The 12,448-nt window shown below is 55.6% G+C and carries 7 protein-coding genes and 1 pseudogene; 3 read left to right on the top strand and 5 right to left on the bottom strand.

From position 1 onward, the window contains the following. Positions 1 to 283 precede the first annotated feature (283 nt). Positions 284 to 1,810 carry a ferredoxin:protochlorophyllide reductase (ATP-dependent) subunit B gene (bchB, locus tag SPI6313_RS05945; protein ID WP_072620172.1) on the top strand — a complete coding sequence of 509 codons (1,527 nt, stop codon included), beginning with the start codon at positions 284 to 286 and terminating at the stop codon, positions 1,808 to 1,810. Positions 1,811 to 2,004: 194 nt separating this feature from the next. Here the strand turns inward: bchB and psbV are convergent, their stop codons facing one another. The 4 genes from psbV to SPI6313_RS05925 form a co-directional block, all read right to left on the bottom strand. Further along, entirely contained in the window at positions 2,005 to 2,499 is a 495-nt protein-coding gene (psbV, locus tag SPI6313_RS05940) for a photosystem II cytochrome c-550 (protein ID WP_217650745.1), read from the bottom strand. Between the two features lie 205 nt (positions 2,500 to 2,704). Continuing rightward, entirely contained in the window at positions 2,705 to 3,454 is a 750-nt protein-coding gene (cobA, locus tag SPI6313_RS05935) for a uroporphyrinogen-III C-methyltransferase (RefSeq protein ID WP_072620170.1), read from the bottom strand. A 60-nt stretch (positions 3,455 to 3,514) separates the two neighbouring features. Beyond that, entirely contained in the window at positions 3,515 to 4,255 is a 741-nt protein-coding gene (locus SPI6313_RS05930) for a sirohydrochlorin chelatase (protein WP_072623018.1), read from the bottom strand. 117 nt (positions 4,256 to 4,372) lie between these two features. Continuing rightward, on the bottom strand, positions 4,373 to 4,573 hold the full coding sequence (locus SPI6313_RS05925; protein ID WP_139276560.1) for a hypothetical protein: 201 nt from the start codon (positions 4,571 to 4,573) through the stop codon (positions 4,373 to 4,375). Between the two features lie 209 nt (positions 4,574 to 4,782). Between SPI6313_RS05925 and SPI6313_RS05920 the strand changes: the two genes are divergently transcribed. Beyond that, positions 4,783 to 6,051 carry an MFS transporter gene (locus SPI6313_RS05920; RefSeq protein WP_072620168.1) on the top strand — a complete coding sequence of 423 codons (1,269 nt, stop codon included), beginning with the start codon at positions 4,783 to 4,785 and terminating at the stop codon, positions 6,049 to 6,051. Positions 6,052 to 6,075: 24 nt separating this feature from the next. Here SPI6313_RS05920 and SPI6313_RS05915 read toward each other — a convergent pair whose 3' ends face one another. Further along, on the bottom strand, positions 6,076 to 6,312 hold the full coding sequence (locus SPI6313_RS05915; RefSeq protein ID WP_072620167.1) for a hypothetical protein: 237 nt from the start codon (positions 6,310 to 6,312) through the stop codon (positions 6,076 to 6,078). Positions 6,313 to 6,778: 466 nt separating this feature from the next. Between SPI6313_RS05915 and SPI6313_RS05910 the strand changes: the two are divergent. After that, positions 6,779 to 12,448, top strand: a pseudogene (locus SPI6313_RS05910) (hybrid sensor histidine kinase/response regulator); the annotation flags it as partial.

Below are 12,448 nucleotides of genomic sequence, written 5' to 3'. Positions count from 1 at the left end.
GCTAACACAACCCTTCTGCTCACGATGGTTATATTAAGGTTATATTAAAAACTACGAATAAGTATTAAGTTTTATCGTGATTTCTGGTTGAACGAAGGAGTGCGATCGCTCCGAATTCCGGGCTATTTCAAGGCTAATGAGCAAAGACGACAATATGTAACAGAAGCGAGCGATTCCTTGAAGGTTTCTGAGACAATACACAACCAGAATCGGATTGATTAATTCTCAGATTCATTACGATACATTGACCTGTATTTATACTTATCACGGAGGCTAACTCGTTATGAAATTGGCGTATTGGATGTATGCAGGGCCTGCCCATATTGGTACGTTACGGGTGGCGAGTTCCTTTAAAAATGTCCATGCCATTATGCATGCGCCCCTCGGTGATGACTATTTTAATGTGATGCGATCGATGCTCGAACGGGAGCGGAATTTTACCCCCGTCACCACCAGCGTGGTGGATCGCAACGTATTAGCGCGGGGTTCCCAAGAAAAAGTGGTGGATAATATCACCCGTAAAGATGGCGAAGAGCATCCCGATTTAATCGTGCTCACGCCCACTTGTACCTCCAGCATTCTCCAAGAAGATTTACAGAATTTTGTCGATCGCGCTCAACTGGATTCTCAATGTGATGTGATGTTGGCCGATGTCAATCACTATCGCGTTAATGAGTTGCAGGCAGGCGATCGCACCCTCCAGCAAATCATCGAATACTACATCAAAAAAGCCCGCAAACAAGGCGACCTCGACACCACCAAAACCGAGCAGCCTTCTGTCAACATCCTCGGTGTGTCCACCCTCGGCTTCCACAATCGCCACGACTGCACCGAACTGAAGCGGTTAATGGCAGATCTCGGCATTACGGTGAATACCGTCATCCCGGAAGGGGCCACCGTTGAGCAACTCAAAACCTTACCCAAAGCCTGGTTCAACCTCGTACCCTACCGCGAAATGGGGCCGATGGCAGCCCAATATTTAGAAGCAGAATTTGGCACACCGTCCGTCGATATCACCCCTATGGGCGTGGTGGATACCGCCCGCTGCATCCGCGCTATCCAAGGCATTCTCAACGCCCAAGGGGCGGATGTGGATTATGAAGACTTCATCGAAAATCAAACCCTCCATGTCTCCCAAGCGGCTTGGTTTTCGCGCTCCATTGACTGCCAAAACCTGACGGGAAAAAAAGCGGTTGTGTTTGGCGACAATACCCACGCCGCTGCAATGACGAAAATTCTCGTCCGGGAAATGGGGATTCATGTGGTGTTGGCGGGAACCTATTGCAAATATGATGCTGACTGGTTCCGCCAGGAGGTGAGCGAGTATTGTGATGAAGTGTTGATCAGTGAAGATCATGGCGAAATTGGGGATGCGATCGCACGCATTGAACCCTCGGCCATTTTCGGCACGCAGATGGAACGCCATGTGGGGAAACGCCTGAATATTCCCTGTGGTGTGATTGCCGCCCCGATCCATATTCAAGATTTCCCCATCGGCTATCGTCCCTTTTTGGGCTACGAAGGCACAAACCAAATTGCGGATTTGGTCTATAATTCCTTCACATTAGGCATGGAAGATCATCTCCTGGAAATCTTCGGCGGTCATGACACAAAAGAAGTGATCACGAAAGGCATTTCAGCCGATTCCGATCTGAATTGGACAAAAGAAGCCAAAACCGAACTCAACAAAGTGCCTGGGTTTGTGCGCGGCAAAGTGAAGCGGAATACCGAAAAATTTGCCCGCGATCGCAACATCAGCCAGATCAGTCTCGAAGTGATGTATGCCGCGAAGGAATCCGTCGGCGCTTAGTTCGCCAGTCACCTATGATTCAACACAGATGCTATTCCCTTCTGAATCGTCTTCAGAAGGGAATTTTCTTCGGGTGCGATCGCGCCCCCATCGCCTCCAATCAAGATAGATAAAAACACCAAGCACAGCTTTGCGGCTCGTGCTTGGTGCGTTGTTCTCATCATTGATGATGGAAGGCCAAGGGCTAGGATGAGCTAGTTGACGGTTTTTCCGCCGCCCCACATGTAGCCTTGGAGTTTGGGTTGAACCAAGATGTAACCGGCAATATCGCGGAGGTCGTCTTGGGTATAGCCGCGCATTTCGGGCCAGAGATCGGCACGCTTCGTGCTGGGGTGGAGGTCACTGAGGTCAATTTCACCATCGTAGGTCATCGGGCTATTGGTGAAATCAACGATCGCAGCCACGTTATCACGCGGGGGTTCTGCCCCTTCGAGATCTTCAAGGCGCAGGGTGACGTTGGGGTTGGTTTTGGTTCGTCCGGCCATGTGGCATTGCGAACAGGTGTCATTAAATAATCGCTTACCGTGTTCGAGATCTTCGTTACTAATAACAGCGGTTTCCCCGGCAGGATTAATCACAATTTCTCGGTATTTCTGATCAACGTTGATCGCTGATGCTGGGTTTACCGCAAATTGCCATCCAAAAACTAGGGTTGCGATCGCCACAAGGATTAATCTCACAGGGCGCATCATTCTCCTCCAAAGTGGTGTGTGATCCATTCTTCTCTTTTTTTCAGCAATACAGCGTGGGCTTAACCCGTGGGGATAACACTTCTCATCACGCGAGCAAGAGTGGACAATAACACGAATGATGACTGGCTCAAGGAAGCATCCCACGATTAATTAAGCAATTCCCATAAATTATAGGATGCAAAGGGACGCTCCGAGAGGGAACTTACAAGAGTTGCGCTTGAAGATTCACCACTGATCCGATCACAGCCACCGCCGGGGCCTCAAAGCCGCTTTGTTCCACAGCCGCCTGAATCGTAGCGAGGGTGGCGATCAGTTCGGCTTGTTCGGGGCGCGTTCCCCAGCGAATCAAGGCGATGGGGGTGTCGGGGCTGAGGCCGCCGGCCTGGAGTTCGTGGGTAATGGTGGGCAGGTTATGAATGCCCATGTAGACAACGATGGTTTCGGAGCTTTGGGCGATCGCTCGCCAATTCACCTGGGGGCAATATTTCCCCGCCGCTTCATGGCCCGTCACAAAGGTCACCGAACAACTCACCCCACGATGGGTCACCGGAATCCCCGCATAGGCCGGCGCAGCAATCCCCGCCGTAATCCCCGGAATCACCTCCACCGCAATCCCCGCCGCCCGCAAATCCGCCATTTCTTCCCCCCCCCGACCAAAGACAAAGGGATCGCCCCCCTTAAGACGCACGACGATTGCATGGTCTTGGGCTTTTTCGATCAGCAATTGGGTGGTTTCATCCTGGGCTTTGGAATGGCGGCCCCGCCGTTTGCCCGCGTTGATTTGTTCGGCTTGGGGGTTAATCATCGCGAGAATGGCCGGACTCACGAGGGCATCGTAGACCACAACATCGGCACATTCGAGGAGTCCTTTGCCTTTTAAGGTCATCAGGCCCGGATCACCCGGCCCAGCACCTACTAAATACACGTTGCCCACAGGGGTGGTTTGATTCATGGCTACCGCTAAAAATGATTACCGCTAAAACGAGTGATGATTAAAGGGGAGGCTGGTGAGTTAAGACAGGGTGAGATCCGGTTGGTGCATCCAGTCCAGGATCAGGGGGATGAATTCGGGGGTATCACTTAAGGCGATTCCTAGATCAAGGGTGGCGTTGGGCCATTGGGGGCGCAGGTCGGCTAACTGCTGGGCGATCGCATCGGTAATCCCCCCTGGAAATAAAAAATAGGGCTGAATGATCCAATGGGTCTGTTCATCGGTAACGAAGCGCTGGAGTTGTTGGGGGAGACTGGGCTGCACCGACCAATAGGCAGGGATGGCGGTGAGACGCTGGGCCATGGCCTCTACGGGTTGATTGCCGCCGATGCGCCGACTGCCGTGGGCCAACAGAATTCGCCCCCGGTGGGGATAGAGGGCAAACTGTCGCCGCAAGAGGGCCGTCATGCCGAGATGACTGCCCACGTAGGGGGCAATGGCAATCGGGAGGGGGCGATCGCCCATGGCTTGGGCGAGGGCGACTTCGTGGGGGATGTCTTCGCGCACATGGACACCGGGCAGGAGAAAGAGGGGCAGCAGGATGAGGTGTTGAGCACCCTGCGATCGCGCTTGGGCGATCGCCGTCAGGATTTGCTGATGGAGCGGTTGGGGGGCGAGTTCGAGCACAGCGGTGGCAATCCAGGCCGGTGCATTATGGTCGCGGGCCCATGCGGTTTGCACCTGCTGCGCGAGGGACTCCAGGGCCGTTTGAGACCGAGGATCGCGGCTGCCGTGAGCAATGAATAGATATGCAGTAGACAAGAGATAACCCTTAAAAGAACAAGAATGCCAGTGAACCCATGCGGCCCAAGCTTGCCATGAAAAACCCCTCGCGATGTCGAGGGGAGGGGGATTTAACACCACTTGGATTGAATGATGTTAAAACCCAGACACCGAAGACGGCCCCGATACCCCTGCGGGTCGAGAAATCGCCGATGTCATCAAGGCAGTGAAACTCCCTAACATCAACATCCCCACAATCGCCACTGTGCTTGAAACACGCTTAATGCTCAAGCGACAGTTAAAAGACAGGGGTTGCAGATTCAGCGGGCCGATGGTGTCTTCATGCACCATTGTCATGTGAGTGTAGCTCAACATTTCCATACGCGATCGCTCCCATTATCACTAGAGAAAATCCGAACGAATGCACCCCTGAATTGGGTCTTTGAGTCGCCTTCAATTTAGCATCTTTCCGAGACGGTCGGATCAGTCTAGCAACCTACTGTGAAGAAGTGTTAACTTGAAGCAAAGATTCTGTCATAATCCCCGTTAGCCTTGCCCTATTCTCTGTGATTGTTCTCCTGCGCCTCGCTCCGTCGATTCGTCGTAATCTGCTCTGCCTGTTTTGCACGGCCCTCTGTTTTTGGTCAAGCCTCACGATTCTGCTCCCCACCTTGCCGCTCTACATTGAATCCGTGGGCGCAACCCAGCAACAGGTGGGTTTGGTGATGGGGAGTTTTGCGATCGGATTGCTGTTGACGCGGGGGGTGTTGGGGCGATGGTCTGATGAGCGCAGCCGGAAGTTGGTGGTGCAAATCGGAACGCTGGCGGTGGGCCTCGCCCCCTTTGGCTATCTTTTTCTCACGTCCCTGCCGATCTTGGCCCTGCTACGCGCCATCCATGGCCTCAGCATTGCCGGGATGACCACGGGTTACAGTACCTTGGTCTTGGATTTTGCGCCCCGCGACCAACGCGGGGAGGTGTTGGGCTACATGACCCTGGTGGTTCCGATTGGGATGGCCTTGGGGCCGGCGGTGGGGGGGTTTTTAGGAGATGCTTACGGTTTTCCGGTGGTGTTTGTGGTGTCGGGTCTGTTGGGGTTGATTGGCTTTGCCCTGGCGAGTTTGATTACCGATGCCCCGATCGCATCCCATGATCCCGACCCCCAAGCACCCCAATCGCGATCGCTCCTCGCTTGGCTCGGCTTGGGTCGCCTCTTCACCCTTGCCCAAAGCCCCCGGCTCCAGATTCCCGCCCTGGTTTTGCTGTTGGTGGGGACGGTGTTCGGCACCTTAACCACGTTTTTACCGGCCTATATTCGAGATACTGGGGTGGCCCTCAATGCAGGGCTGTTCTATACGGCGGTGGCGATCGCCAGTTTTTCCGTCCGCATCTTCACCGGTCGCGCCTCCGATCGCCTCGGTCGCGGCATCTTCATCACCGGCAGCCTCGTCGCGTACATTCTCTCCATGGCCCTGCTCACCCACGCCAACAGTGCCCTAGACTTTCTCCTCGGAGCCTTAGCCGAAGGGGCGGGCGCGGGCATTTTGATCCCGATGATGACCGCCCTGGTGGCCGATCGCTCTATGCCCAGGGAGCGGGGGCAAGTGTATTCCGTCTGCATTGGCGGGTTTGATCTGGGGATTGCCTTGGGGGGGCCGATGTCGGGGGCATTTGCGGCGAGTTTGGGGTATCGGGGCATGTTTGCGATCGCCACCGGACTTTCCCTCTGCGCCCTAATCCTGTTTCTGACCCGTTCGAGCAAAGACCTCGCCCACTCCTTTCGATTTGCGATCGGCCAAGGCCGCGACATCTACGCCCAAGATCCCCATTCTTAAATGTCCCTAACCGGGCAAAACCCCCTAATCCGGCAACGCCGACAACTTATCCACCACCTGCGTCCGACCCAACCGCGCTGCCCGCAACAGGCGATCAATGGAAGCCCGCTCTTCATCGAGCAGCGTGTCACTGAGCAACGCCGCCATCAAACCGTAGCGATCCGCTAGGGTTAATTCGCCCGTTGTCGTCACCTGAGCAAATAAATCCGATAATGCGCCAGGGAGTAAGCGGGGCTGTTCTTCTAGGTTAGACATACTCATAACAGAACGTGATGGGCTTACGGTTTAGTATCCTCAGGGACTTGGCAAGATTCTGTGATGGAGAACCCGATCCGGCGTGATCTTGGGTCCTTACCGGCGGTAATGTCAGTCATGATCAGGCGTGATCTAAGTCGTTTGCGATCGCCATCATGATGTGATCCTGGGCAGAATGGGTTAAAAAATACCTTGCCAGAGAATTTTTCGCTACCCTTGAGGAGAGTAATTTTGGATTGTTGGGTGCAAGGAAATGCGGGGGACGGAGACCCTTGGCCCGGCTTGCCCATGTTTGGGTCAGACGTTGCGAGGTGAACCTTGCATAATGGGAACAGGGTCACTGTATTTTTGGGGTTGAGTACATTGGCGATGGATGGGGTCTCCTCCGACAGAATCAACAAAACGATGGTGGCTAGGGGTAAGCAAAGCGATGGATGCAGAACAACGCAAAAAAATTACGGGGTACTTCATCTTAGAAGCGCAAGAGCATCTAGAGATCATGGATGCAAGTTTGCAGGATTTTCAACAGACCATTGATGATCCAGAGCAAATTCATGAGATCTATCGGGGTGCTCATTCCATCAAGGGTGGCGCGGCCATGCTGGATTTGGAATGTATCCGTTTCACGGCCCATCGCCTTGAAGACTATTTCAAGCACCTCAAAAATCATCCCGCTACCGTAGACTCAGGCCTACGGGATGATATCCATCAGCTTTACAGCATTTTGCTTGCAGGCATAGAAACCCTCGAAGCCACCTCAGACCTTGACCCAGACTATGCCCAAGGGATGCTCGATCGCGTTCAACCGCTGTGCGATCGCATCGGCCCCCACCTCGAAGCCCTAACCCAAGATCAAGGGATGGGCGGCGAGGCCCTGCCCGACGAGATGATCACGGCCTTGAATGCCCTGACGGTGCTGGCCAAGCAGCCCGACGATGCAGCGAATCGAGTCCAAATCCAGCGCCATTGCCAAACCTTGGCAGACGTGGGCCAGGCCTGGCCAAAATCGGGCTGGAGCCAGATCACCCAGGCAGCCCAAGCCGCGATCGCCATCCCCCACAATCCCTACACCATCACCAGTCAACAAATCCTCGCCGATCTTCAGCAGAACGCGCCCCACCTCGTCCAAGGTCAAACCGACCTTCACCCCAGCGCCGCCCTCCAAGCCTTGGCCCAGGCCGCCTCCACATCGCCCGATGAGGCAGATTTTTCCCTGTTTGAGGCCCAAACAGCCCCAGCCATGGAGGACGACCCGGATATTGCCGACTTTTTAACCGACGATCTCAGGGAGCCGACGCAACACCCCGCAGCGAGTACCGACAGTGACGACCTCGAAGCGCTCCTCAATGAATTTGACACCACTCCCCCCATCGAAGGGGAAGAATTAGACAACCTCCTCAGCGCCTTTGATACCTATTCCAATCGTCCGGAGCCTTCGGTATCGGCGGCTCAAGAGACCCATTTGAGCGAGGAACTCGATGATTTGTTTGGCAATGAGAGTACCTTGACGAATGAGGATCTCGGCGCGGCGACGATCCAAGCCACGGACTTGTTTTCTCCGGATGATGACTTGCTCGCCATTGGGCACACCGGATCGGACTCCCTCCCCACGACCGGGGCTGAATCGGTGGGGGATTTGTTCGGCACTGATTTTTCCTTTGAGACGGAGACGGATGTAGCGGCGATCGCTAATATTCCGACTCAACCCAGCCATGCGGGAGCCAGTGCTAGCGGTGAAGTCCATAGTGAATTGGATCAGGATTTAGACGACCTCTTTGCGGATCTAGAAGATGCCGATACCCATGGGCTGCTCTCCCATCAGGCGGAGGGAGGACTGATCCCGCCCCTGCTTGTGACGGAATCACCCTCGCCCCTGCCCGATAGTGGTGATGAATTTGGGGATTTATTAGCGATTGGTGAGGACTCGTCCTCTGAAGCAATGTTTAGTGATGAGCCGGAAACCCTCAACAGTTTTGAAATTGATCCCTTTGGGGCGTTGGGGGACGCAGCCAGGGCCGGGAATGGCAGGCCGCCCACGGCTACCCCCTCATCGGACGAATCCCTCGATGATCTCTTCGCTGATGATTCGTCGTTCTTGAGTGACAATAGTGCGATCGATGATGATTTGGCCGCCTTCCTGAGTGGAGAGGATACGGCGATGAGCCTAGAGCCGGGTGAGATCAACGAGTTAGACGGCTTGATCGGGGATGAGGGCGACTCGTTAACGGCCGCAGACATGGATGAATTGGGGGCGTTCTTCACGGGAGAGGGCGATCTTCAGGATTCATTCAGTCCCAGCGCCGCAGTGGAAGCTCCCGCCCCCTCTGTGCCCGCCGATGTGACGGCATCCTTTGATGATTTGTTTGGCGACCTCGATACCCCAGCCGAGGAAACGCTGGATCATGCGGAATTTGATGCCTTGTTTGAGACGATGGCTGATGGGAGGGGCGATCGCATTGATCGCAACGAGATCGATGACCTCGAAGCCTTCCTCAGCGGGGAACCGACGACAACCGACGCAGACCTCGCGGATCTCTTGGATGACGCGGCTCCCGTTGCGCCAGCATCCCTCAATATTGATGACTTTGAGGAATTAGAAGCCTTGCTAGAGTCCAGTGCAGCGGCGGACAGTGCCGCCGATGAGGCTGCCGTGGCGGATGTGGACGCACTCGAAGCCCTTTTTGCCGCTGAATCGGCCCAACCCGCTCAACCCGTCGCGCCGCCGCCCCCACCTGCCGCCGCTCCCGCCACCCCCACGAGCGCCGAGGGCCCTTGCTACTACGACCAACTCGATGAACTGATGGCCCGGGTGGAGCGATCGCCCCTCGACGAAGCCAAGCACCTCACCCTCGCCACCTCCTTCACCGCCCTCGAACAACTCCTCGACCAGCAGCCCCACCAACCGCCTCAGCCCGCCAACGGGGCAGCACCCACCCCGGCGATCGCCCCTGACCCTGACCCCCTCGCCGCCGATGATGGTGATTGGGATGACTTGATCAACATCATGCAAGAAACCCGGCAAAAAGCCGGAGAGATTAGCTCTGTTCAACGCCCCGCCGCCAAGCCACGCAGCAAACCCACCGTCGAAGCCACCCTCAAGGTTCCCGTCAAACAGATGGACAACCTCAACAACCTCGTCGGGGAACTGGTGGTCAACCGGAACAGCCTAGAAGGAGACGAAGAACGCCTCCGCCAATTCCTCGACAACTTGATGCACCAGGTGCAAAACCTCAACGATGTGGGTGGTCGGATGCAAGACCTGTATGAGCGATCGCTCCTCGAAGATGCCCTCTTACGGAGTCGTCGCGAATATCGCAGCAAACAGGGGGGCGGCGACTTTGGCCCCATCCTCCCCAACGGCCAAGCTCAACCCGAAACCAAGAGCGAGTTTGATGAATTGGAAATGGACAGTTTCACCAAATTCCACGAACTCGCCCAAGAAACCATTGAAATGATCGTCCGCGTCCGGGAATCCACCGCTGACATCCAATTCCTTGTTGATGACATTGACCAAGTGGCGCGCACCCTCCGTCAAGTCACCTCCCAACTCCAAGAAGGACTCAATAAATCACGGATGATCCCCTTTGGCACCACGGCATCCCGCTTACCCCTCGCCGTGCGCCGGATCGCACCCCAACTCAACAAACAAGCCAATCTTGAACTCGAAGGCCAAGAAACCTTAATCGACAAAATGCTCTTAGAGCATCTGTCCGATCCCCTGACGCACTTGGTGAACAACGCCCTGACCCATGGGATTGAACCGCCGGAAATTCGCCTCGCATCGGGCAAACCCCAAGCCGGTCACATTAAAGTCAGTGCGATGCAACAGGGGAACCAAACGGTGATCGCCGTCTCCGACGATGGTGCGGGAATCGATGCCGTCCGTGTGCGTCAAAAAGCCATTGATAAAGGCGTGATCACCGCTACTCAGGCGGCCCAAATGGATGAACAGAGCACCTTTGAATTGCTGTTTAACGCGGGGTTTAGTACGAAGGATCAAGCGGATAATTTTGCCGGACGGGGGGTGGGTCTCGATGTGGTGCTCACGAGTATCCATGAGATTCGCGGTACGGTGACGATTGACTCAAAACTAAACAAGGGGACGACCTTTACGATTCGCTTACCCTTAACCCTCAGTATTGGGAAAGCCCTCTGCTGTGTGAGTGAGAATGCACCGATCGCGTTCCCCCTCGATGGGGTGGAGGACATGATCGATCTGCCGCACCACAAGATCCGCCGCAATGCCCAGGGTCAGCCCTGTGTGCAATACCGGGATATGCTGTTGCCGTACTATCATCTGTCATCGCTGTTGACCTATACCCGTCGGATTGGGCGGGGGAGTTTCTACGGCAATAAGCGCGAGGATAATATTCTGCCGGTGGTGTTGTTACGGGGGGCGGATCATCACATTGCGGTGGGTGTGGATCAGGTGATCGGAGAGCAGGAGATCGTGATCAAGCAGTTACAGGGGCCGGTGCCGAAGCCGGCGGGGATCGCTGGGGCGACGGTGCGCGGCGATGGAACGATTATGGCGATCGCCGATGTGCTCGAACTGATCGAACTCGCCCAAGGTCGGCTCCGCAAGGAAACCGCCAACATCTGGCAGACGATGAACAATCTCCCGGAAGAGCAGGGCAGCATTGTGCGATCGGAGCCGACGGTGTTGATCGTCGATGACTCGATCACGGTGCGCGAATTGCTCTCGATGACCTTTGGGAAAGCCGGCTATCGCGTCGAACAGGCCCGCGATGGTCAAGATGCCTGGGATAAGCTGCGATCGGGGCTGCCCTGTGACATTATTTTCTGTGATATTGAAATGCCTCGGATTGACGGCTTAGACCTCCTCGAACGCTTATCCCAGGATGAAGAATTACGACAGATTCCCATTGCGATGCTCACCTCACGGGGGGCGGAACGCCATCGCAAAGTTGCCGCTGAACGGGGAGCCAGTGGCTACTTCACCAAGCCCTATTTAGAAGATGTGCTCTTGGATGCGGCGGAGCGGATGATTCAGGGTGATGTGCTCCTAGAGGGCAGTATCCGGACGCAATGGGCGGCTAAACCCAAGGCTCCCCCGACCCCCACCCCTGATCCGGTGGTCACGGCTCCGATCGCTGCCCAGCCGGAACAGCAGGCCCATGTGTTGATTATTGATGATTCGGTGACGGTGCGATCGCTCCTCTCGATGACCTTTGAAAAAGCCGGCTATGAAGTCGAACAAGCCCGCGACGGCAAAGAAGCCTGGGAACAACTCAAAGGCGGTTTACGCCCCGACCTGATCTTCTGTGATATTGAAATGCCCCGGATGGATGGCCTCGAACTCCTCGGAACAATCCACGAAGATGCAGACCTGCAACGCATTCCCGTCGCCATGCTCACCTCACGGGGAGCCGAACGCCATCGCAAAGTCGCCGCCGAACGGGGAGCCAGTGGCTACTTCACCAAGCCCTACGTGGAGCAAGATTTACTCGCCGCCGCCGATCGCATTCGTCGCGGTGAAATCCTCCTCAAAGACAGCGTCCGCGCCCCCGGTTTAACCACCCATGCGCAAGCCGAACCGACTGCCCATGCTCCCGCCCCGGAACCGGTGGACGATCAGGATCTCCCCCTTGACGATCGCTCGACGATCATCCAAGATTTTGAGTTTGAGGATGCACCGACACAAATTAGCCCCGCCGACACAGCCCCGCCGCCAGCCCCGCCCAGCTCGGCTGCGTCCCGCTCCCACCAAGCGCAACCCCTCCGCCATCAACCCCGTGTGTTGATCATTGATGACTCGATTACGGTGCGATCGCTCCTCTCGATGACCTTTGAAAAAGCCGGCTATGAAGTCGACCAAGCCCGCGATGGCAAAGATGCCCTCGATAAACTCCAAGGCGGCCTCAACCCCGATCTCGCCTTTTGCGATATTGAAATGCCAAAAATGGACGGTCTCACCCTGTTGAGTCATGTCTCTGAAGACGAAGCCCTGAAGCAGATTCCCATTGCCATGCTCACCTCACGGGGCGCGAAAAAACACCAACTCGCCGCCGCCGAACGGGGAGCCAAAGGCTACTTCACGAAACCCTACACCGAAGAAGTTTTACTCGACGCAGCCCGCCGTTTGATGGAAGGTGAAGTCCTGTTAAAGGTCGAAGCGTAG

Origin of the sequence: Spirulina major PCC 6313 (genome assembly GCF_001890765.1) — a bacterium.
GTDB classification, from domain to species: domain Bacteria; phylum Cyanobacteriota; class Cyanobacteriia; order Cyanobacteriales; family Spirulinaceae; genus Spirulina; species Spirulina major.
The sequence above is the reverse complement of the archived record's forward strand: the minus strand, read 5'-3'. Positions and strand labels throughout refer to the sequence as shown.